Annotated in this window: 20 protein-coding genes and 2 pseudogenes; 17 read left to right on the top strand and 5 right to left on the bottom strand. The window is 69.6% G+C overall.

What is annotated here, in order from left to right; translation table 11 throughout:
• The first annotated feature begins 85 nt into the window (after positions 1 to 85).
• Positions 86 to 526: a hypothetical protein gene (locus tag Sm713_RS29405; RefSeq protein WP_212913035.1), complete on the top strand. Its 441-nt coding sequence runs from the start codon at positions 86 to 88 to the stop codon at positions 524 to 526.
• Between the two features lie 185 nt (positions 527 to 711).
• Here Sm713_RS29405 and Sm713_RS29400 read toward each other — a convergent pair whose 3' ends face one another.
• The 3 genes from Sm713_RS29400 to Sm713_RS29390 form a co-directional block, all read right to left on the bottom strand.
• On the bottom strand, positions 712 to 1,863 hold the full coding sequence (locus tag Sm713_RS29400; RefSeq protein WP_212913034.1) for a site-specific integrase: 1,152 nt from the start codon (positions 1,861 to 1,863) through the stop codon (positions 712 to 714).
• Positions 1,863 to 2,075, bottom strand: a complete 213-nt coding sequence (locus Sm713_RS29395; protein ID WP_212913033.1) for a helix-turn-helix domain-containing protein — start codon at positions 2,073 to 2,075, stop codon at positions 1,863 to 1,865. Before Sm713_RS29395 ends, Sm713_RS29400 begins: the two co-directional genes overlap by 1 nt.
• Positions 2,076 to 2,162: 87 nt before the next feature.
• Entirely contained in the window at positions 2,163 to 2,474 is a 312-nt protein-coding gene (locus tag Sm713_RS29390) for a helix-turn-helix domain-containing protein (RefSeq protein WP_212913032.1), read from the bottom strand.
• A gap of 460 nt (positions 2,475 to 2,934) precedes the next feature.
• Between Sm713_RS29390 and Sm713_RS29385 the strand changes: the two genes are divergently transcribed.
• The 7 genes and pseudogenes from Sm713_RS29385 (at position 2,935) to Sm713_RS29360 (ending at position 8,864) form a co-directional block, all read left to right on the top strand.
• Positions 2,935 to 3,777 carry a helix-turn-helix domain-containing protein gene (locus Sm713_RS29385; RefSeq protein WP_212913031.1) on the top strand — a complete coding sequence of 281 codons (843 nt, stop codon included), beginning with the start codon at positions 2,935 to 2,937 and terminating at the stop codon, positions 3,775 to 3,777.
• A gap of 6 nt (positions 3,778 to 3,783) precedes the next feature.
• On the top strand, positions 3,784 to 4,473 hold the full coding sequence (locus tag Sm713_RS29380) for a hypothetical protein (RefSeq protein ID WP_212913030.1): 690 nt from the start codon (positions 3,784 to 3,786) through the stop codon (positions 4,471 to 4,473).
• Positions 4,470 to 4,922: pseudogene (locus tag Sm713_RS41775) on the top strand (DUF2637 domain-containing protein); the annotation flags it as partial. The gene Sm713_RS29380 and the pseudogene Sm713_RS41775, both read left to right, overlap by 4 nt.
• Positions 4,923 to 5,660: 738 nt before the next feature.
• On the top strand, positions 5,661 to 5,801 hold the full coding sequence (locus Sm713_RS40795) for a hypothetical protein (RefSeq protein WP_249416770.1): 141 nt from the start codon (positions 5,661 to 5,663) through the stop codon (positions 5,799 to 5,801).
• 164 nt (positions 5,802 to 5,965) lie between these two features.
• Complete coding sequence (mobC, locus tag Sm713_RS29370) at positions 5,966 to 6,424, top strand: plasmid mobilization relaxosome protein MobC (protein WP_212913028.1); 459 nt, start codon at positions 5,966 to 5,968, stop codon at positions 6,422 to 6,424.
• A gap of 3 nt (positions 6,425 to 6,427) precedes the next feature.
• Positions 6,428 to 8,037: pseudogene (locus tag Sm713_RS29365) on the top strand (relaxase/mobilization nuclease domain-containing protein).
• A gap of 122 nt (positions 8,038 to 8,159) precedes the next feature.
• A complete protein-coding gene (locus Sm713_RS29360) occupies positions 8,160 to 8,864 on the top strand; it encodes a nucleotidyltransferase domain-containing protein (RefSeq protein WP_212913027.1) in 705 nt (234 codons plus the stop codon).
• A 33-nt stretch (positions 8,865 to 8,897) separates the two neighbouring features.
• Here the strand turns inward: Sm713_RS29360 and Sm713_RS29355 are convergent, their stop codons facing one another.
• Both Sm713_RS29355 and Sm713_RS29350 read right to left on the bottom strand, forming a co-directional pair.
• Positions 8,898 to 9,848, bottom strand: a complete 951-nt coding sequence (locus tag Sm713_RS29355) for an FAD-dependent oxidoreductase (RefSeq protein ID WP_212913026.1) — start codon at positions 9,846 to 9,848, stop codon at positions 8,898 to 8,900.
• Between the two features lie 10 nt (positions 9,849 to 9,858).
• Entirely contained in the window at positions 9,859 to 11,298 is a 1,440-nt protein-coding gene (locus Sm713_RS29350) for a carph-isopro domain-containing protein (RefSeq protein WP_212913025.1), read from the bottom strand.
• 202 nt (positions 11,299 to 11,500) lie between these two features.
• On the opposite strand from Sm713_RS29350, the gene Sm713_RS29345 reads away from it, so the two are divergent.
• The 9 genes from Sm713_RS29345 (at position 11,501) to Sm713_RS29305 (ending at position 20,800) form a co-directional block, all read left to right on the top strand.
• On the top strand, positions 11,501 to 12,058 hold the full coding sequence (locus Sm713_RS29345) for an ATP-binding protein (protein ID WP_212913024.1): 558 nt from the start codon (positions 11,501 to 11,503) through the stop codon (positions 12,056 to 12,058).
• 214 nt (positions 12,059 to 12,272) lie between these two features.
• The gene (locus Sm713_RS29340; protein ID WP_249416769.1) at positions 12,273 to 13,403 is read left to right on the top strand and encodes a glycosyltransferase family 4 protein; all 1,131 of its coding nucleotides are present in this window, start codon (positions 12,273 to 12,275) and stop codon (positions 13,401 to 13,403) included.
• On the top strand, positions 13,400 to 14,398 hold the full coding sequence (locus Sm713_RS29335; protein WP_212913022.1) for a D-2-hydroxyacid dehydrogenase: 999 nt from the start codon (positions 13,400 to 13,402) through the stop codon (positions 14,396 to 14,398). The genes Sm713_RS29340 and Sm713_RS29335 overlap by 4 nt, the downstream gene beginning before the upstream one ends.
• 4 nt (positions 14,399 to 14,402) lie before the next feature.
• Entirely contained in the window at positions 14,403 to 15,512 is a 1,110-nt protein-coding gene (locus tag Sm713_RS29330; RefSeq protein WP_212913021.1) for a radical SAM protein, read from the top strand.
• Positions 15,512 to 16,633 (top strand): hypothetical protein, encoded by a 1,122-nt coding sequence (locus tag Sm713_RS29325; RefSeq protein ID WP_212913020.1) that lies wholly within the window; start codon positions 15,512 to 15,514, stop codon positions 16,631 to 16,633. The genes Sm713_RS29330 and Sm713_RS29325 overlap by 1 nt, the downstream gene beginning before the upstream one ends.
• 17 nt (positions 16,634 to 16,650) lie before the next feature.
• Entirely contained in the window at positions 16,651 to 17,448 is a 798-nt protein-coding gene (locus Sm713_RS29320) for a radical SAM protein (RefSeq protein ID WP_212913019.1), read from the top strand.
• 24 nt (positions 17,449 to 17,472) lie between these two features.
• Entirely contained in the window at positions 17,473 to 19,197 is a 1,725-nt protein-coding gene (locus Sm713_RS29315) for a carbamoyltransferase C-terminal domain-containing protein (RefSeq protein ID WP_212913018.1), read from the top strand.
• 5 nt (positions 19,198 to 19,202) lie between these two features.
• A complete protein-coding gene (locus tag Sm713_RS29310; RefSeq protein WP_212913017.1) occupies positions 19,203 to 19,817 on the top strand; it encodes an HD domain-containing protein in 615 nt (204 codons plus the stop codon).
• Positions 19,814 to 20,800: a glycosyltransferase gene (locus Sm713_RS29305; RefSeq protein ID WP_212913016.1), complete on the top strand. Its 987-nt coding sequence runs from the start codon at positions 19,814 to 19,816 to the stop codon at positions 20,798 to 20,800. The genes Sm713_RS29310 and Sm713_RS29305 overlap by 4 nt, the downstream gene beginning before the upstream one ends.
• The last annotated feature ends 6 nt before the right edge of the window (positions 20,801 to 20,806 follow it).

Below are 20,806 nucleotides of genomic sequence, written 5' to 3'. Positions count from 1 at the left end.
TACCCGATCTCGCGGAAGGTCCCCGTCCCCGTTCACTCATGTTTCTTCCCCGACCGCCCTTGAGATCGGGCCGAAGAGAGCGCCAATGGACCCCACGAGCATCCCGGAACCCAGTGAGTGGACGCAAGCCGCCAGCGACACGACCGACTACCTGGATTACCTCGCACAGAATGTGAGTCTGGGCGCATGGGCTGCCTTCGCGCGAGTTTTCATGCCGCGGTTCGTAGAGGTGGAAGGCTGCGTGCTGTGGGACCGAGTGTACGATCCGGGAAACTTTCGAGACTGGCACGAACGATTGCAGGGCGACAGCAGAGCCATTGAAGCCACGTTGAACCAGTTCCGGTTGTGGCTGTACGTCGACATTCCCGAGGATGCCGCCTCGGAGGCCGGTGCCGCCGCCCTCGCAGAACAGATCTGCGTTTCATGGCGCCACTGTCTGCGAGAAGCGTTCCCGGATCGTACGTTCGAGGTCACGGCATCGAATTCCGAGGACGGGCCTGTCGTACGTTTTGTGACGGCCCGGTGATGCACCAGGGGTAGCCCGTCGGAGCAGGGGCGGGTGACGGAACGCCTTGCCGACGGATCCAAGCGTCCTATCCACTTCCCGGGCCGGGGTTTTCCCGGCGTGAGGTCCCGAGAACTTACAGACACAGGGTGGCCTCCACGGTGACCCGCGCCCCCCTGCCGGCCGGGGCCGAACTCCGGGGATGGTCATGCCTCCGCGCCCCGACGCTGCTCGGCGGCCGGCTCTCGCAGCTGCTGCCGTACTTCGGCGTCGATCCCCTGCGCCAGCCTCCGCTGATGCTTCGTAGTCGAGTGCTGGTAGATCAGCTGGGCACGCTCGGAGGACTGGCCGGCGCGGACCATGAGGTCTTTCAGCTTGGCGCCGGTGTCGGCGGCCAGGGTGTTGCCGGTGCGGCGGAGGTCGTAGAAGCGGAAGTTCTCCGGCATCCCGGCCTTCTTCCTGGCCTTGCGCCACTTGCGTCCAAAGGTCGAACGGCGGAACGGTGCCCCCTTCTCGCCGACGAAGAGGAGCCCGTCCGGTTCCTTCTCGGCGAACCACTGCAGGTGCCGACGAAGCTCCGGCTGCAGGAAGTCGGGCAGGTAGACGCTGCGCTTACCCGCCCGCGACTTGGGATCACCGGTGACCCGTCTGCCGTTCGTCAGCTCCGGGGACGCCTGCGTGATCCGCAGGGAGCACTCGTCGACATCGACACTGTGACGGCGCAGTTCGGCCAGCTCCTCAGGGCGGAGTGAGGCGAAAGCGCCGAGCAGGACCATGAGGCGCCAGCGGGGGCCCATGGCCTCGGCGAGGTCGAAGACCCGCTCGACCGTGGCGATGGGGCGTTCGTCGGCCTCCTCCTTGCCGGCACCCTTGATGCGGCACGGGTTGGTGCGCAGGATGTCGTCGTCGACGGCCGTCTGAAGGACGGCCTTCAGCAGCCGGTACGACTTGGCGACCGTGGTGGCACCGGTCGCCTTCAGGCGTTCGGCTCGCCACGTACGGACAGCGGGCGGAGAGATCTCGTCCAGGTCCTTGCCGCCGAAGACCGGCAGGATGTGCAGGCGCAGCAGACCGTCGTAGCGGTCGAGTGTGGTCGGGGCCAAGCCGCGCTCCTCCACCCAACGCAGTGCGTACTTCTCGAAGTTGACCGCACCGGCGTCCGGGTCACGCCAGTGGTTGCGCTCGATGTCGGCGCGGGTGAGGTTGAGCCAGTCCTGGGCGTCGGACCTGGTCTCGAACGTCTCCGGTGCGCTGTACCGCTCGCCGTCGGGGCCGATGTAGCGGGCCTGCCACCGGCCGGAGGCGAGCTTGCGCACCGTGCCGAACTCGCGCCGCCGCTGCGGCTTGCGTCCCGCCATCAGACCGCCTTCCCGTAGCGGGCACGGCTGCGGCGGACCGGCTCGACGGTGCGTGCCTCGACGTACTCGGCGACCGCGCTCTCGGGGATCCGGACCGGGTGGCCGAGCTTGACGTAGCGGATGCGGCGCTCGGCGATCAGGCGGCGGACGAAGCGTTCGCCAGTGCCTAGCAATTCGCCGGCCTCGGACACGGTCAGGAGGCGGTCAGCCATTCACGATCACCTCCTTGACTGTGCGCTGGGAGCGGGGGTGGGTGTGGGCAGGGGGTATTGCGGGGCGGCGCAAGGGCGATACGTCCTTTACTCGGGGAGCACCGGTTTCGGGGCAGCGATCCGGGCCGGAGACACACGGGCCTGGGCGGCTTGAACCCCGTGGAGAAGGTCCAGGGGTGAGACACGGAGGGCCCGGGCGAGAGCGACGAGGCCGTCGATGTCGCAGCGGCGCTGGGCGCGCTCGATGCGGGACAGCATTGTGTTGGACATCGGACGGCCGAGAGCGGTGACACGGGCGGCGAGCTCGCGCTGGGCGAGGCCGCGCTCGGTGCGGAGGATTTCGAGGGCGCGAGCGGTCCGCATTCCGGCCGGACCTATTTCCAGGGATCGTGCTGCCATGACTCCACTTGTAGCTTGCACTCCCCGATTTCGATAACCGGGGATCGTCGTCTATATTGCGCCCGCCACATGAGCGGGAGGTCCCTCCGAGCTGCGCTCGGGGCATCCGGTGGGGGGGGCGGCTGCGTCAGCCGGATGAGGTGTTCTGACGTGGGGTGTTGTGTTGTAGCTTGCGTCGCGGCCGGGGGTCAACGGTTTCCCGTCGTGACCCTTCTGGCTCCGCCTGATGGGCGGCTGATTTCGGCAACCGGGGATCCGGTCCTATGGTTTTGGCATTGCCGCGCAGGACGCGTTCGCCGACAGCTATCTGATTCCCCGGCTGAATGCTGGACGTGTGCGGCATCGGTGTGGCTGTCTTGGCTATGCGCCCCGGACACCGGCTCCGGGGACCATGTTCCGCCGCACACCGCCACACGAGGGCTCACCAAACCTCCCCGCCCTGATCTAGGAGCCGCCGCCCATGAGCCACGACGCCCGCGAGTGGGTGTGGGACCACAGCCGCAGCAAGGGGACCGCCCGCATGGTGCTCGCCCTGATCGCCGACCGGTGCCGCGACGGGCGCTGCATCGCGTACGCGTCCGTGCCCACCCTCATGAGAAGGGCGAACGCCTCCCGTACAGCCGTACGTGACGCCCTGGCCAAGCTGATCGCCGACGGCGAGCTCGCTCAGATCGCCGACCGTAAGGGGCCTCAGGGAGAGACGTACTACCACCTCCCGGCCGCCGCCCGGTTCCTCGCCGAACAGGTCGCCGGGGGGGACCAGGAACCGGCCCTCCCGGGGGATCGGAATGCGACCCCTGAAGGGTCGGAATCCGACCCTGCTGTCCTCGTCGAAGGGAGGCCGGAATTCAGCCCTGGGGAACGGATTTCGACCCCGGGAGGGTACGGATTCCGACCCGTCGGGGGCACGGATTCCGACCCCCAGAACAGTAGTGAACCAAAGGTGAACGGTAAGAGCCGCAGCTCTGCCCAGCTCATCCCCGCCACCGAGTGGCAGATCGACGACGACACCCGGGCCTGGCTGCAGCACCAGGGCCACCTCGACCGGCTCGGCGAACACGCCCTGCAATCGGCCGACGATAAGTGGCGCTCGTACCGGGCAGCGTGGGCGCCCCGCACCGCCGCCGCGTGGACCGCCGACTGGCGCGCATGGATCGCCCGCGAGCACACCCCCATACCCAGCCGCACGAACCTCTACGCCCTGCCCGGCGGCTCCCCCACCCCCGCAGCGGGCATGACCCGCGCCCAGGCCCACACCGCCGCCTTGCTCGCAGCCCTCGACGAACTGACCGGAACGGAGTAACCGCCCTTGGACCGACTCGAGATCGCCGCCATCCTCGCCTACATCGGCCGCCTCGACCCCCGCACCATCCGCGCCGAGGCGGGCGAGGCCCGTGACCAGATCGCCCAGTGGCACGACCTGCTCCACGACGTGCCCCTCGCCACCACCCACGGCTGGGACGTCCGCGCGGCGATACGGGCCCACATCCTCGACTCCCCGTACCCGATCCTGCCCGTGGACGTCGCCCGCACATGGCGCACCTACCGACGCAACCGCCTCGACCGGCACACCGACCCCACACCGGCCGCTGACCCCGACGACCCGGCCGCCTGGCGGGCCGAACTGCTCGGTACCCGGCAGGCCGTCGCCACCGGACAGACCGCCCCCGCGGTGTTCCGGCAGATCGGCCGCGGTGACCCACGCCCGGACGTCGAGGGCAGCCCACGAGCCATCGAGTCCTGCGTTCCGCCGGCGGTACGAGCCGAGCTTGCCCGCTACCGACCGACCCGTGCCGCACGCGAAGCCACCGTCGCCGGCGGGCGCCCGGACACGCTCAGCGTCGACTGCGTGTGGTGCCACGCCCGCGCGGGCGAACCGTGCCGCCAACGACGCCTGGGCCCCGACGGCACCACCCGAAGCAACGCCGTCCGCGCCACTCCCCACCCCTCGCGCGTCGACCTCGCCGCTGCCCAGCCGAACCAGCAGCAAGCCGCATGACACACCCCACCTCACAGCACAGCCCACCAGTCCCTGGCGGACGGAGCCAAGGAGTATTCCTGCCCGCAGACCATCCCGTCGGAAGGCCCCTGCGGATGGGTGCCACCAAGGCCCAGCGCATCATGATCGTCGCGGGTGCCGCCCTGGTCGCCACCGTGGCTATGGCCGCAAGCGCCGACACCCTGGCCTCCCTCGGTCGCTCCGTGGGCTGGGGCCCCGGGCTCGCATGGTCCCTTCCCGTCAGCGTCGACGTCCTGGCGCTGGTCGCCGGCCTCGCCTGGCTCGCGGCAGGCGCCAGCCAAAGCCTGGGTCGCGTCCTGACACTCATCACCGTGGGGGTATCCGTTCTCCTCAATGCGGTCGGGCACCTCGTATCGACTGGGCACCTCACCACGGGGCCCATCCTCGTGATCGCAGTGTCCGCCGTGCCACCCCTCGCTGCCGCCCTTGCCGTCCACCTCGGCGCCACGGTCAACACGGACCAGACCGCGTTCCCTGCCGAGACCGCTGCACCGCTCGGGACCACAGTCTCCGCCAGCCCTCGCACCCCGGACGCCGACAAGGCCCTGCTCGACAAGCGAACCACCAGAGACCAGCCGCCCTGGGTCGACAGCCCCTCCGGACCAGCGGACCAGGCTGGTCCAGAGGGTCAGGTCCGGACCAGCATTTGGGGCGAGATGGGTGCGCAGGACCGGCTGCGGACCACAGACCATAAGAGAGGGCCCGCACCGGCAGACCACACCTTTGAGGCTCCGGCCCAGCGGACCGAACCCGCCCCGGGCCACGCTGATCAGCCTGCGGACCAAGCTGCTGGTCCTGGTCCGCAGAAGGCCGGTCTCCAGCAGCGGACCAGCAACGCTGCAGGCCAAGCGGCTATCGCCCCCTCGCACCTGGCAGACCACAAGCGGGCCGAACAGGCCGGCGGACCAGCCGATGTACCCCAACCCCTGCCCCAGGACCAGGGGGCGCCTGCGGACCACGTACCGGTCCAAAACCAACCACGGGTCGCGAACCACGCCACGCGGACCACCGGAAAGGTAGGCGCATCCGTCTCTGCGGACCACGGCATTCAGGCTCCGGACCAGCAGACCACTCCTGCTCCGGACCATGCGGGCCAACCGGACCACGACGGCATCCCGCAGGAGGCGATCGAGGTCGCCCGTGCGGCTGCCCTCGCGGAAGGGCGTATGACCCGCCGGGCCATCCGCCCGCACCTGCGCGAACACGGCATCAAGGTCAGCAACGAGCTGTTCAGCCACCTCCAGGCCCACCTCCACACCGACCCCGGGCTCGCACACCTGCCTCGGACGCCGAGGAAAACCCGATGAGGAACCGAAATCCAGCACCGCATATGCATCACGAGGAACGGCACCCGATGACGAACCCCACCCCGACGCCCTGTGAGTCGAACTCCACCTCGGTCTCGGGGCGAGCAAGCTGTAGCACTGGACCGTCCAAGGGTCGGTCCAGTGCGCTTGCCTCCGCCCCGGGGGTGGCGGAGGAGGCCCGGCACCAGGAGGCGCCGGGGCCAGAGGTCGGGGCCGAGGGCGGCCACGAACAGCGGTGGGAGCCGCAAGCTACGACCAGGAGGGGAGGCCGCCGCCGCACCCGCCAGCCCAAGCAGCGCTCCGAACGCCAGACCTTCCGCGCCAGCGCCGCTGAAGCCTCGGAGATCCAGAAGGCCGCCGACACCAAGGGCATCTCAAAGGCCCGCTTCATCGCCCAGGCCGTCCACGCCGAACTTCATGGCCGCCCCCGCCTTGACCACGACGACGCGCTCAACCGCCTCGAAGCCGCCCGCATCCAGCTGGTGCGCGCCGGCACCAACCTCAACCAGATCGCCAAGATCCTCAACTCCGGCGGCGACGCGCTCCACATCGCCCGCGCCGCCGACGCGGTCGCCGGCGCTGCCACCGAGATCCGCGCCGCCGCCCGGAAGCTGGTGAGCTGAGACCTGGTCCCCGACGTCTCCCGCGGCTCCCGCACCATCGGCCTCATCCGCTACCTCTACCGAACCAGCGACATAGAGGCCCACGTAGACCCCCACCTCGTCGCCGCGTACGACCCCCACTTGCCCGACCCCGGCCGCGACCCGACCGCCACCTTCAGCGAACTAGCCGCCGACCTCGACCTGTGGGCCGACGCCCTCGGCGACAAAGCGCCGAAGAAGCACGTGTGGCACTGCCCCGTCCGTACGGCTCCTGGCGACCGGATCCTGTCGGACGAGGAATGGGGCACCGTCGCCCGCCGCGTACTGAACGCCACCGGCATCGCCCCGAACGGCGACGACGAAGCCTGCCGCTGGATCGCCGTCCGCCACGCCCCCGACCACATCCATATCGTCGCCACCCTCGTCCGTGCCGACCGCACCCGCCCCCGTCACCACAAGGACGGCACCCGCGCCCAAGCCGAATGCCGCAAGATCGAGAAGGAGTTCGGGCTCCGCCGCCTCAACGAGGGCGACGGCACTGCCGCCAAGCGCCCCACCAGCGCCGAACGCCACAAGGCCGAACGCCAGGGCAAGCAGCGCACCGTACGGGAAAAGCTGCGCGAGACCGTACGCCAGGCGCTGGCCGGCACCGCCACCGAGACCGAGTTCTTCGACCGGCTCAAGGCCGCCGGGCTCCTAGTCCGCACCAGAGTGCTGCCCTCCGGTGACCTACGCGGCTACACCGTCGCGATGCCCGGCGACCGCAACAAGAACGGCAAGCCAGTCTTCTACTCAGGCTCGACCCTCGCCCCCGACCTCTCCCTACCCCGCATCAGGAACCGATTCGACGCGCCTGGGGTCGTGACAGCGCCGGACAGCGCAGACGGTCCGCAGGACCATTCCCCGCAACGGCTCGCACCGTCCCGCGCACGCCGCGGGGCCACCCACGCAGCCTGGAAGGCCCTGCTCGTCATCAACCGCGGCGACGACGGTGCCGCCGCAGCGCAGATCGCCGCCACCGGCGAGGTCCTCGACGCCCTCGCCAAGACCTCGGCCCTCCACACCCGGCAACAGCTACGCGAAGCAGCCTGGGCCTTCGAACGGGCCTCGCGCTCCCACGCCCGCGAAGAGTTCCGCCACAGCCAGCAGCTACGACGCGCAGCTCGAGACCTGATCCACAGCGGCCCGGCATCCGGCCGAGGCGAAGACGGCGCCACCACCGCCATGCTGATCGACACGCTCTTCTTCCTCGCCCTCGCCACCGCACACTGGCACGCCCAGCACCACCACGCCCAACAAGCCGCAGCCGCCCAACAACCACCGCACCACAGATCGCCGAGCAGGTACTCAGCGAACCGGGCTGGCCCGCCCTGGCCGCCACCATCACGCACGCCCACCAGGCCGGCCACAACCCACAGGCACTGCTACACGAAGCCATCACCCAGCGCGAACTGAACACCGCCGAATCCATCAGTGACGTCCTCGTCTGGCGTCTACGCCGCCTCGCGGATCTACCCGCACAGGCCGAGACACCCGCACGTCCTCAACCCCGCTGGGCCTCTCAACACACCGGAAACGTCACGCCGCACCCACCCAGCCCGAAGGTCCCCGCGATCCGCCGGCCACATCGGTAACACCTGCCATCCAGCCACACGGGCCGAGCTCGGCTCGGCCGCGCTCACATCGGAACCGATGGGGCCTGCGTGGAGGACGAAATCCTCGTGCGTCCCGCGTGCATGGCTCGGATACTCGCTCCATGGAGGCAGTCAATGCGGCACGTGTTGTGGTACGCGAACATCATCCGGACGCTCGGGCGGCGTTCCTGGGCGGCAGCGTCATAACCGACCGCCGCACGCCGACATCCGACCTCGACATCGTGGTGCTGCTCCACGGCAACCCGGCCCCGTACCGCTGGAGTTTCCGGCACGAGGACTGGCCCGTGGAGATGTTCGTGCACACCGAGACGACGTGGCACGCCTATGTAGCACGAGAGGTTCAAAAGCGCCGGTCACCTCTGCTCTGGATGTGTGCCGACGGGCTCCTGCTCTTCGACTCCGACGGACTCGGCGCACGCATCGCAGCAGAAGCCAGCAGGCTGACGGCCGCCGGACCGCCAGCGGTATCCCCCGAAGAGATCGAGGACTTCCGCTACAGCATCACCGACCTCCTCGACGACCTTTCGGGATGCGCTGACCAGGGTGAGCTGCTGTTCATTGCCACGGAGCTGGCGCGACGAACGGGCGAGTTGGCACTCGCTGCCGGTGGCGCCTGGGGTGGAGGCGGGAAGTGGCTGGCACGTCGCCTTGAGACCACGGCACCAGAGCTCACCCTGCGTCTGCACCACGGCATCCGTGCAGTACTGGAGGGGCAGAAAGAGCCCCTCGTAACCGTCGTGGACGAGCAGCTTGCGCAGGTCGGCGGCCGACTCTGGGCCGGCTACAGGCGTGCGGGAACCCCCTGAGTCAGAACCGGCGAAGTCCCGAGAAGCCAGACGTCAGAACTGTAGGAGTCCCTGGGCCTCGTCGGCGCACCCCCACGACAACGTGACACCGGCGCCCCCGTGTCCGTAGTTGTGTACGACGGTGGTGCCGTTCTCCCAGCGCTCTCGCTCCACCCGGACGGTGGCGCGGGTCGGTCGGGCACCGATGCGGTGGTCGAGAATGCGGGCCTGCGCCAGCCGCGGCTCGACCTCCACACACCGGGCGAGAATGCCCGCCGCCGCCTTGTCGTCGGGCGCCAAATCACCCTCGCCGTCGATGGCCGTGCCACCGAGAACGACACTCTCTTCGTGCGGGTAGATGCACAGGAGGTCCGGTGAGGAGCCGGTGTCCTCCGAGAAGAACTCCGTCAGGCCTGGGTTGTCGACGACGACGTGCTGGCCGCGGATCGGCCGGATTTCAGGATCCGGAAGGAGGGTTCCGGAGCCGAGACCAGTGCAGTTCACGATGGCCACGGCAGGGCCGACATCGGCGAGCGAGGCAAGGCGCCGCTGTTCGACCGTTCCTCCGGCGTCGCCGAGCCGGCGCAGGAGGTGGTCCAGGTAGACCGGCATGTCGATCAGCGGCACCGTGAACCGGTAGCCCGCGGTGAAGCCGGCCGGGAGTTCGGCCGGTTCGCATGACCGGAAGCCCGGCAGGGTGGTCGCCCAGTCCGGTGGGCTCTCAGCCGTGCGGGATGCCTCGATGCCGCGGGTGAGCCGCACGCCCGTGGTCGGGTCCTCTGACAACGTTCGAAAGACCTCCAAGGACCGCCGCCCCCACTGGTCGACCTTGTCCTTCGGCTCGACCAGGTACGGGCCCCACATCGCCCCGGCCGCGAGCGAGGTGACGCCCGGGATCTGCTCGGCGATCACATGCACGGGTGTCCCGGCCTCGGCGAGGACAACGGCGGTGGTGAGCCCAGTCACCCCGGCCCCCGCAACGACAACGCGCTCTCCTGAGGTCACGATCCCGACCCTAACGGCCAGGTGGCGCCGACGGGGCGTACCGGGCGAGTGCGTCTTCCAGGGTGGGCAGGAAGGTGCGTACGTGGGGGTTGCGCTGGCGGCGGCGGAGGTCGGCAGCGAGTTGGTGGAGCAGGGCCGCGCTGCGTGGGGAGCGCACGACGTCGAGGCGGTCCGCGGCGATCTTGCCGACCTCGCAGGCCGCCTCCAGGTCTCCGTGGGCGCTGTGGCCGAGTGCCAGCCAGGCGCCCTCGAACATGGCCCTGCGCTGGCTGGGGTCGCCGCGTGGAACATCGTAGGCACCGGACCGGAGCGCTTCGGTCCCCTGCGCAAGGAGGCGGCGGCCCTTCGTGTTGCTGCCAGCTCTCTGCTGCGCGCGGCCCATCTGGACGAGTCCGTAACCGGCTTGGCAGTCGAGGTGGTTGTCGGTGAGGAAGTACATCCAGCGGGGTTCTGCCCGGCCGTCGTCCCGGGCCGAGATCAGTTCACGGGCGGAACCCCGTGCGTGGGCGAAGTCGTTGTCCCGGCCCGCCGTGGCGTACGCGTAGGCGAGACGGGACAGGACTGATGCCCGGACGGCGGGAGGTGCGGCGTCGCTCGCGCGCCGGGCTGCTTCGCCGAGCGCGACGGCGTCCGCCGGGTGTCCCCGGCTGGCTGCTTGGAAGGACAGGTCGCCCAGGATGTGCGCGCACAGCGGTAGGTCGTTGACCTGGTGCGCGGCCCGTAGTGCCGTGGCGAAGTAGCGCTGTGCCAAGCCGTGGTCGGCAGCGTCGAAGGCCATCCAGCCGGCGAGCTGCCCGATCTCCGCGAGAGCGCGGATCAGCCTGCTCACCACGGCCGGCGGGTGACCGCCTTCGTGGATGAGCAGCCCCACCGCGCGGAACTGGGCACCTACGTAGGGGAGGTGTCGCGCCCCTCCGTGTTCGTCATCGAGCATCTGGAGCATGGGCAGGTGCTGCTCGACCTGGTCCACGAGCGGGTCAGCGCCGGTCGGCGTCATCCCAGGCGCGTACTGGCCGCGCCCCGCCGTTCCGTCGAGGTACTGGGAAACGATCGCGAGGAGCCCGGCACCCGAGATCGCGAGGAAGCGGCGCCGGTCGACGAGCCCTCCCCGCACCCAGTCCTCCACGATCGCCTCCATGCCCTGCACGGTCCAGGGCCAGGCGAGATCGGAGTCCGCCGGGACCAGTGCCGGGGAATCGCCCGCGCGGCCCTGCCACAGTTCCGCCACCGGGATCGGTCTACCCAGTTCCTGGGAGAGCACGTACGCGGCCATGGCCGGCAGCGGCGAGCGCGGTAATGACCCGGCGTCCCGCCAGTGGTAGGGCGCCGATTCGGCCACGGTCCCCGCTCCGAACACCCTGTTGAGCTTTCGAGCGAGTGCCTTGGGGCTCCACCCGAGTTCGTCGAGGCACCCCGCCAGCACAGCGTTGGGTCCCCCTGCCTGTGCCATGTGCGACCACCTCCACTTCCCGTGGCTCGTCCGATGTCCTCGCCGCTCTCATGGTGATGCCCCGTGGGGCCTGATCACCTCCGTCGCAAGGAAGTTGACCGAGTTGACCCACTGATGGGGTCCTGCGAGGCCGTGCTCCTCCGGTGTTCTTGGGTTCCGGCAGAAGGCGCCACTTCGACGTCATCGGAGAAGGAGGTGGGCCATGAGACACCACACGAGCACCTCCCGAGACCGTCCGGCCAACGTGCTGGAGCGCGACAGGGAGCGAACGACCTCCGTACCGGTACACCGGCATGCGGATGGCGGCGGCATCACCACCACGCTGATCACTGATCTCCCCTACGGACCGGGAGCGGCCGAGGTCGCTCGGGGTGCCGTCACAGTGGCGCTACATGGCGCCGCGGAGACGGACCTGCTCGACGACGCCCGCCTGATCGGATCGGAACTCGCCACGAACGCGTTCGTCTCGGGCAGCCCACCCCTGGTCCTGTGCGTCGACCGCAGATGTTCGCTTGCCGGCGGCATGGAAGTCGAGATCACCGTCACCGACGGCGGCTGTCTGCTCCCCGTTGCTCCTCTGGCGCCAATACCCGCTCGTCCCGCCGTGCCGATTCCAGAGGAGGAGGCCGAGTCGGGACGAGGACTGGTCATCGTGGAGGCACTCGCAGACGCCTGGTCGCTGACGGCCAGCACCCACGGCACCCGCGCCTGGTGCCTGCTCACCCGCGGGACTGAACCCTCGCCCGCCGGCACTCGCTGATACCCACGCCCAGCGCCCTCTCGAAGGAGGCACAGTGCGTGTCCACCATGCGACTCCGCCGCACCCGCCCGCGGGCGTGCCGGAAGCGGCTCGCCGACCGCGGGTCGTCGTCGCCCTTCACGAAGGCTTGCACGGTGCCCGCTCGGGCACCGGATTCAGCAACCGCTCCTTCCTCACAGCCCTCACCCGCACACTGCCGGCGGGCAGCCTTTCAGTGATCGCCCCTCTTGTTCCCGAGGCGGCTGATGCTCACGATCAGCGCTGGACGAACGAGGTCGGACAGACCCTTCAGAAGGCGCGGGCCGAGGTCATCTCGATCCCCGCGATCCGCGCGCCACTGGACTCGGTGCACGGCTCCGTGCAGCTGTGCGACCTGGTGGGCGAGGCAGCCGTGCGCATCGCAGACCGCGCCAGCCGCTGCCTCCTCATCGGCCTCGACGTCCCCTTCCTCGGGCTTGGCCCCTACGCGTCTCCGACCATGCATCTGCTGCTCGTTCCCCGCTCAACAGCGGCGCTGACCTGGCCCGGGGAACCATCGCGAGTCCAATGGGAGAGGGACTGCCTGCGCGCGGCGACGGCCAGGGGCGGGTGGATCGGCGCCATCTCCACCCACATGCGAGATCACCTCGTCAAGACCTCTTCTGTGCCGCGGGCGAGCGTCGTGAGCATTCCGAACGGGCTGATCAAGGAGGAGATGGCCAGGCCGACGATCACGCCGCCGCTCCCCTTCGCAGCCCGGGCCGGCTTCCTCCTGGCCATGGGGCGGGCCGTGCCTTCCAAGGGATTCGAGGACCTCCTGGAGGCGCTGCACCTTCTCAAGGCACGCGGCCCGGGCGTTCCGCACCTGATCCTGGCGGCCGTGGCCTCGGACGACGACGAGCAGTCCACCGCGTACCAGGAGAACCTGGGCACCCGCATCCACGCCTACGGACTCGACACGACGCTGATCACCCGTTTCACCCCTGCCATCCGCGCCTGGCTGCACAGCCCGGCCCTGCGTGCGGTCGTGGTTCCCTCGCGCCAGGAGCCCTTCGGCCGGATCCCGCTGGAGGCATTCGCGGCGGGCGCGGGCCCGGTCGTCGCGACCACCGCGGGCGGACTGGCCCAGACCGTCGTCGAGGGCGAGACAGGATTCACCGCGGAACCGCGGGATCCCAAGTCTCTGGCCTCCGCCCTTCACCGCGCCCTGACTGTCCTCCCCCGGGAACGCGACCGCCTTCTGAACGCCGGGACGATTCTCGTGCGCTCACGCCACGACTACGAGGCCAGCATCGCTTCCGCCATCGACCGCGTCGCGCCGTGGGCTCTGGCGCCTTCGCCCACAGCAGGGAGCAGGCCCCGATGAAGCGGCAACTGGTGCTGATCAGCCTGGAGTCCCCGCACTCCTTCTGGCAGCTGTCTGCTGAACACGAGCGCTCCCTCAAGGCCGCCTTCCCCGACGTACGGTTCCACACCTCGACAGAGGACGACGTGCCGCACCGGCTGGTCAACGCCGACGTCTACTTCGGCTGGAGGTTCGAACCCTCCTGGCTGGCCAACGCACCGAATCTGCGCTGGATCGCCTCCCCGGCCGCCGGCACCGATCACCTCCCCGTCGCCGAAGCTCACGCCGCGGGAGTGGCTTTGACCCGTTCGTACGGCTTCCACGGCGGGCCCATGGCCGAGCATGCCATGGGCCTGGTCCTGGGCTTCTCACGCGGACTGTTCACCAGCCAGCGCCTCCAGCGGGACCGGACCTGGTGGAAGGACGACCTCGCTGAAGAGTTCTTCGACCTGGCCGGCGCGACGATGACCATCGTCGGCTGCGGCAGCATCGGGAGCCACCTCGCCCGTATCGCCCACGCCTTCGGCATGGACGTGATCGGGGTACGCCGCACCCCTCCCGTGGCTGCCGGCGATGGGATCACATGGATGCCTGGCTCGGCAGTGCACCAAGCGGTCGCCATCGCCGACGTGGTGGTCGACCTGCTGCCCGCCACCCAGGCCACGGACCGCTACTTCGATCACGAGCTCTTCGCGGCCTGCAAGCCCGGATCCCTCTTCCTCAACCTCGGCCGTGCGGCAACCGTCGACCAGCAAGCGCTCCTGAGCTCCCTCAACGTCGGCCACCTTCGCGGCGCCGCACTGGATGTCTTCGAGCCAAGGCCCCTGCCCGCAGGCCACCCGCTGCGGCTGCACCCCCGGGTCGTACTCACGCCGAAGAGCTCGACGCTCTGCCTCACGTACATGGACAGCGCCGTCGCGTTCTTCGCCGAGAACCTGCACCGCTACCTCGCCGGCCGGCAGCTCCGCGGAATCGCCGAGGTGCCCGCTACCCGTTCGCCCCTCACAGGAGGCTGACCCGATGCCCGCCACTCAGCACCGCGACCTCGCCACCGCTTTCGCCGCGACCGGCCGCAACCACCCCTACCTGGCCTTCACTCTGAACTCCCTGTGCAACCTCGACTGCGTGTTCTGCAAGCCCCGCTGCATGCCGGACTACGGGCACAAGGACCGCCCGCTGACCGCATCCGACTACGCGCACATCGCCGCCGAGGCCGGAGCCTGGCAGGTCAGGAAGGCACACTGCTCCGGCGGCGAACCGACCCTTCGGGCGGACATCCTCGACGTGATCGCGGGTCTCGCGGACGGTCTGGGACCCGACGCAGCGATCGGCATGACCAGCCACGGCAACCTGCGCCGCGGACTGACCGTCGAAAAGCTCCAACGCGCGGGTCTCACCTACCTCAACATCAGCCTCCACAGCCTCGACCCCACCAGGTCCGCCACGATCATGGGCGGTGGGGATCCCCGCACGGCCCGCGCAACGGTGGACACCGCGCTCTCCCTCGGCCTGCGCGTGAAGATCAATTGCGTTCTCCAGCGCAGCTACCTGGACGACGCCTTCGCCGTGGCCGAGCTGGCGAGAGAGCTACCGATCGCCGTACGCCTGATCGAGCTCCAGAACATCGGACCAGCTCGGGCACTCTTCGACACCGAGTTCATCAGCGAGGCAGAGGTGCGCGGGCGTCTCGACCAATGGTTCGCGAACGCCGGTGAGGTGTCACGAGGGCAGCTCGGGGTCCGCAGCCCCGGCCGGTACCTGAGCCCAGCAGGCTGGGCAGGCTCGATCGGCTTCATCTCCAACTCCAGCTGCGCCACCTGCTCGGACGCCAACCGGATCAAGATCACCCCCACAGGCGTGGCCCGCCCCTGCATCCTCCACAACCGCGACATCCCCCTGAAGCCCCACCTCGCCGACGGCACCCTCCACGACGCCTTCGCCCACCTCTTCCAGGCCATGCTGGAACGCGACAGGAACGAGGCATGGCAGGGCTTCCACTACGTCGACTACGACCTGCGCTGGGACCGCATGGAGCGCCCCGAAGGCACCCCCGTCCTGCCCCTGCTCCCCATCCTGGCCCCGGACACAGCCCCGCCCTCCTGCACACGCACCGCCACAGGAGAACGGTGATGGCCGTGACCGACGCGCCGCCCATTTCCTACACGGAGCTCGGAAAGCTCTACGAGCACCAGTTGGAGGCCCACGGCGTCGGCGCGGTGATGCTCACCCACAAGTGGCAGCCGGCCGACCTCCTGGCCCCCCACTCCGACATCGACGTTCGCGTCCTCCTGCCCGCTGCCCCTGCGGACTGGGAGGAGTGGAACCACCGCCTGGCCGCCGCACACACCACAGCGGTTGCCCGGGAGGTGTCCAACCGACGGCTCCTGGAGCACCCGCCCGGCTTCGCGTTCACCGTGGCCGAGGTGGACGACCGTCTCGTCTCCGCGCCTGAAGTTGCCACCTGGTCGCTGATCAGCGGGAGCGTCCGGGACTTTCAGCGCTGGAAGTCCCGGGCCCAGATGGCGCCCTGGTGCGATGTCGACGAGCGCTTCTACCGGGGAATCCTCCAGGCCCGTCTCGGCGGCTGGTACCAGCTCGCTGAGGACAGCGCGGACAACGTGGTCGCGGACATCAAGGCGTACCGGCGCCACTGCGTGGCCTGGCACTACGCTGCCCCTTGCTGGTTCGCCGCCGCCTCGCTCGCGACCCGTACCCGATGCCCCGGAAAGACAGCCGCACTCACCCAATGGCGCCCAGACGGGCTGGACCGGTACGCCGAAGTATTCCTCCGACACAACGAGGAAGGACCCAGCGCGTGGCCTCGAAGCCCGCGCCACCTGCTCCGCGAGGCCCATATCGCCCTTGAGGCCGCCATGCGCCTCGTTCCCAGCGCAGGCCGGCCAGCCGACCTCGACGCAGCAACCACTCGCACCGCCTGTGCGATGGCCGCCGGGATGCTCCGAGTACGTGTCGCTCGCTGGCTGTACTACCTCGATCCACCGCCCGGCGTCACGACCGAATACCTGATCCGGCGCGAGGCGAAAGAACTCCGATCCGCCGCGCAGGGTTTGAACGCCTTCGCGGAGCACGCATCCGCTCCCGCCAGACGACTGACCGCTCGGATGGCGGAGCTGATACCCACCGGGCCGACCACCACGGAATCGCTGCGCACCACCCTCCTCCGATGGCACCAGCACAAGTCCACAGTGCAGGACTTCCTCAGCCTCACACTCAGCGACCTCAACCCCTGACACGCAAGGAGCCCGGTATGCACCTGCGCCCATCCATTCCCCGCACCCTCAAGACCGCGAAGATCAAGATCACCACAAAGTGCAACCGGTCCTGCGACTTCTGCATCTTCGCCGACGGCGCCCAGGGCGAGAACATGTCCCTGGACCTGTTCTCCACCATCCTGACCCGGCTGGAAGAGATCCCCTTCCAGCAGCTGCACATCAACGGCGGCGAGCCCACCGTGCACCGGGACTTCCCATGGCTGAGCGAGGCAGCACGGACCCGCCTGCCGGACAAGGTCATGGTCCTGGGCACGAACGCCATCACCCTGGCTCGCAACGCGAAGATCATGGAGGCGGCCCTCCGCTCGTACGACCAGATCCTCATCGGCTGCGACGACGAACACGGGAACTACGACGAGGTGCACACCGTCGTCCCCCGCCTCCGCGCAGCGGGAAAGACCGTGGTCGTCAACAGCGTCCTGGAAGGCATCACCTCCCCCCGCCTGGTACAGCTCGCGGACCTGTGCGACAGGCACGGCGCGATCCACGTCACCAACCACGTGCACCACGTCGACGTCGGCCAGCCGGCCAACGAACTGCGCGGGATCTGCGACCGCTACCTCGACCAGCACCTGATGATCGAGATGGACGGATCCTGCTATCGCTGCTTCAACGCGATGGCCAAGGACGACAGCGAGTTCACCATCTGGGACGAGGACTTCGCCGCCAAGGTGTTCGCCCCGCGCAGCCACCACTTCCGCTTCTGCCTGCGCTGCCACGAGTACACCGACTCGGGGTCCGGTGCCGTCCCCACCCCTGCCCTCACCGCCTGAACCCGAGACCGGAGGTAACCGACCATGCCCGCGGTCCTCGGACTGAACTTCCACCACGACACCGCCGCCGCCCTGATCGTCGACGGCCACCTCTACGCGGCTGAGGAGGAACGCTGGAGCGGCATCAAGCACAACCACCCCACCCGCAAGGGCACACTCACCGCCCCTACCCATGCACTCCAGTGGTGCCTGGAGGCGGCCAGCATCGAACCTCAGGACGTGGACGCCGTCTGGGCGGCATCCATGCGCCCCACCCCCGCAGCCGGCTGGTGGCTGGCCCCGGAACGACACGAACTCGCCACCCTCCTGCCCACCCCGCTCGGCGAACGCCTCCGCCTCCTGTCCCACCACACGGCCCACGTACTCTCCGGCTACCTGCTCTCCGGGCACGACCACGCGGCGGGCCTGGTCATCGACGCCGGCGGCTCCTCCCTCGGCTCCGACTTCGGACCGGGCCGCGAACGCATCACGGGCTACGACCTGCACCCCGACAGCATCGACCGCCTCCACCAGAGCATGCCGACCGTCCTCCCCGGTCCTCTCGGTCCACGGCGCGTCCACTCCTCCCTCGGACACTTCTACCGGAACCTCGCCCGACGGGTGATCCCACCCGGGGACGAACCCGAGGGCAGCATGATGGCTCTCGCTGCCTTCGGCGACCCCCAGCGTTACGAAGCGCAGGTTCGCGAACTCGTCCATCTCGGTGACGACGGCGACATCCGCATCACCGATCCATGGGGCTCAGCAGACAGCACCACGCCACTGCTGCTCGACGGCCGAGCCTGGACAACCGGCAACGTCGCGCAACAACCAGAACGCGAACGTGCCGACCTGGCAGCCGCCGTCCAGCAGGTCTTCTCCGGATCCGTCGTCCACATCGCCCGCCACCTGCAACGGCTCACCGGGGCCGCCACGTTGGTGTTCTCCGGCGGATGCGCCCTTAACTCCCACCTCAACGGCCACCTGGCCGCCGACACCGGCTTCGACACCCTCCACGTGGCGCCCGCACCACACGACGCGGGCACCGCCGTCGGCGCCGCCCTGTACGGCTGGCACTACCAGCTCGGGCAGGAACGCCTTCCGGTGCCGACCGACGCGGCCTGGGGCCCGGAGCCGGGCCCGCTGCCGAGGGGAGCCGTACCTTCCGGCTACCACCTCCTGCCCCACCTCGGCGAGGGCCTCGCCCCGACCGTGGCCGCGCTCCTCGCGCAGGGCAGCATCGTCGGCTGGGTACAGGGCCAGCTCGAATTCGGACCACGCGCCCTCGGACACCGCTCGGTCCTCGTCCACCCCGGCCACGCACGAACCCGGGACCGGCTCAACGCGATCAAGAAGCGCGCCGCCTACCGCCCCTTCGCGCCCGCCGTGCTTGCAGAGCACACGGCGGACTGGTTCGAGACGGAAGGCGATCCGTTCATGAACCGCGTCGCCCGCGTCCGGCCCGGCCAAGCCGAACGCGTGGCCGCGGTGACCCACCACGACGGGACCGCGCGCGTCCAGACCGTCGCCGCTGACCACCGCGGCCTGCGCGAACTCCTGGAGCACTTCCACCAGCGCACGGGCCTACCGCTCCTGCTGAACACCTCCTTCAACCGGAAGGGCACCCCCATCCTGCGCACCGCCGAGCAGGCCGTACCCGCCGCAGCCGACCTCGGACTCGACGCCCTCGCCGTCGGGGACACGCTCCTGCTAGCGGACCACGTCCCTGACCCCCGCGAACCGGCCCGGCCGGGCACACGAGAAGGGTGACGGAGATGGCCTCCATCGATCTCGCCCACCTCCTGGCGACGCTCGGCGCCAGGGCATGGCCGTTCCAGAGCCACTCCCGCGCCCGCGTCGCCGCCGGCCTGGCCCTCACGATCTACGCCGGCCACACCCGGGACCAGGGAACGCCCTACCTCCATCACCCACTCGCCGTCGTAACGATCCTCCGCTCCGAGCTCGGCGTGACACTGCCCGAGACGCTCCTCGTCGGTCTCCTGCACGACGCCTTGGAGGTCGATCCCGGCTCGGAGTCCCTCGTCGTCCACCAGCTCGGTGAAGTCTTCGCCGCCCGCCTGCGCGCCATGACGCCGGACCACCGGCTCGCACGCCGCCCGAAGGAACCCGGCGACGAGATCCGCTGGCGCATGAAGACAGCGGCCCTTCCCGCGGAGGATCTCCTGGTACGTCTGGCCGACCGCGTCCACAATCTCCGGGACCTGGCAGCCTCACCGAACAGCGAGCGCAGGTCGAAATTCATACGGAACCTGGCCGACTTCCACCTCCCGCTCGCCGAGGCTGCCCGGCCCCTGAGCCCGCAGCTAGCAACCGCGCACGCACTGCTCCACCACGAATACGTCCGCCACCAGCAGGAGGTACGTCCATGAAACGGATCGTGTACTCGATGGAACCGATCGGCCGAACCGGCGGACGGGCCTACCTGCGCATGCTCCACGACGTCACGGCCGACGACGTGGAGTGGCGCACGGTGCCGGACCACAAGCGCACCTACCGCGCCCGCCGCTGGCGCAAGCTGCGCCACCTCACCCGCCTGGCTCCCACCATCCGAGCCCTGCACAGCACGACCGGTTCCTTCGTCTGGGACGACCTGAGCCTCCTTCTCTTCACTCCGGCGATGCGAGCCCGCACCGTGCTCCTCCTGCACCACTACGAACCGCTACAGCACGACTCTGCCCCATTCGAGGCCATGCTCTGGGAGCGGCTGTTCCAGGTCCTGCCCCAGTGCGCCGCCGTGGTGTGCGTCGCCCCGTACTGGGCCGAATTCCTTCGCGCCCGAGGCGTGCGCAATGTGCGGGTGATCTACAACGCCTTCGACATGGCAGAGGTGGAACGGGCGCGCGGCTACGACCGGGTGCAGTGCCGAGCAGAGTTCGGACTGCCACCGGACACGATCGCCGTCTACGCGGGCAAGGCCGTGCACTGGAAGGGCACCGAGGAGGTCGCGGCAACACTGGCCGGCGACCCCGGGCTTCGGGTGATCACCAGCGGCAGCAACACCGTCAGCTTCGACGGCGCCCATTACGACCTGGAGCGCGAGCGCTACCTGCGGCTGCTGCGCGCCTGCGACGTCGGCGTCTTCCTTCCCTGGATGCGCGAGGGATGGAGCCGCTGCGCGGCCGAAGCCCTACTGCTCGGCCTGCCCTGCCTGATCCGCCCGGTGGCCGGGCTGGGCGACCTCGCCGCGCTGACGGGGCAGCCGGCCCCCGACCTCGGCCGCCTGCCAGCACAGATCCGGGAACGTGCGGCGGCGCCCCGACCCGAGGACAAGACCGCGTATGAGGCCCTGGCCCAGTTCGACCTGAACTACTTCGGCAACGCCTGGGGCGACCTCCTCGCAAAGGTCGCCTGACAGGAC

The organism is Streptomyces sp. TS71-3 (assembly GCF_018327685.1).
In the GTDB taxonomy this organism is placed as follows: Bacteria; Actinomycetota; Actinomycetes; order Streptomycetales; family Streptomycetaceae; genus Streptomyces.
The sequence above is the reverse complement of the archived record's forward strand: the minus strand, read 5'-3'. Positions and strand labels throughout refer to the sequence as shown.

What these genes read in the sequence shown, in the direction of transcription:
- Sm713_RS29330 (WP_212913021.1), top strand. Translation starts at nt 14,403, where the DNA reads ATGCCCGCCACTCAGCACCGCGACCTCGCCACCGCTTTCGCCGCGACC.
- Sm713_RS29335 (WP_212913022.1), top strand. Translation starts at nt 13,400, where the DNA reads ATGAAGCGGCAACTGGTGCTGATCAGCCTGGAGTCCCCGCACTCCTTC.
- Sm713_RS29325 (WP_212913020.1), top strand. Translation starts at nt 15,512, where the DNA reads ATGGCCGTGACCGACGCGCCGCCCATTTCCTACACGGAGCTCGGAAAG.
- Sm713_RS29400 (WP_212913034.1), bottom strand. Translation starts at nt 1,863, where the DNA reads ATGGCGGGACGCAAGCCGCAGCGGCGGCGCGAGTTCGGCACGGTGCGC.
- Sm713_RS29385 (WP_212913031.1), top strand. Translation starts at nt 2,935, where the DNA reads ATGAGCCACGACGCCCGCGAGTGGGTGTGGGACCACAGCCGCAGCAAG.
- Sm713_RS29345 (WP_212913024.1), top strand. Translation starts at nt 11,501, where the DNA reads ATGAGACACCACACGAGCACCTCCCGAGACCGTCCGGCCAACGTGCTG.
- Sm713_RS29360 (WP_212913027.1), top strand. Translation starts at nt 8,160, where the DNA reads ATGGAGGCAGTCAATGCGGCACGTGTTGTGGTACGCGAACATCATCCG.
- Sm713_RS29405 (WP_212913035.1), top strand. Translation starts at nt 86, where the DNA reads ATGGACCCCACGAGCATCCCGGAACCCAGTGAGTGGACGCAAGCCGCC.
- Sm713_RS29350 (WP_212913025.1), bottom strand. Translation starts at nt 11,298, where the DNA reads ATGGCACAGGCAGGGGGACCCAACGCTGTGCTGGCGGGGTGCCTCGAC.
- Sm713_RS40795 (WP_249416770.1), top strand. Translation starts at nt 5,661, where the DNA reads ATGACCCGCCGGGCCATCCGCCCGCACCTGCGCGAACACGGCATCAAG.
- Sm713_RS29310 (WP_212913017.1), top strand. Translation starts at nt 19,203, where the DNA reads ATGGCCTCCATCGATCTCGCCCACCTCCTGGCGACGCTCGGCGCCAGG.
- Sm713_RS29395 (WP_212913033.1), bottom strand. Translation starts at nt 2,075, where the DNA reads ATGGCTGACCGCCTCCTGACCGTGTCCGAGGCCGGCGAATTGCTAGGC.
- Sm713_RS29315 (WP_212913018.1), top strand. Translation starts at nt 17,473, where the DNA reads ATGCCCGCGGTCCTCGGACTGAACTTCCACCACGACACCGCCGCCGCC.
- Sm713_RS29320 (WP_212913019.1), top strand. Translation starts at nt 16,651, where the DNA reads ATGCACCTGCGCCCATCCATTCCCCGCACCCTCAAGACCGCGAAGATC.
- Sm713_RS29305 (WP_212913016.1), top strand. Translation starts at nt 19,814, where the DNA reads ATGAAACGGATCGTGTACTCGATGGAACCGATCGGCCGAACCGGCGGA.
- Sm713_RS29390 (WP_212913032.1), bottom strand. Translation starts at nt 2,474, where the DNA reads ATGGCAGCACGATCCCTGGAAATAGGTCCGGCCGGAATGCGGACCGCT.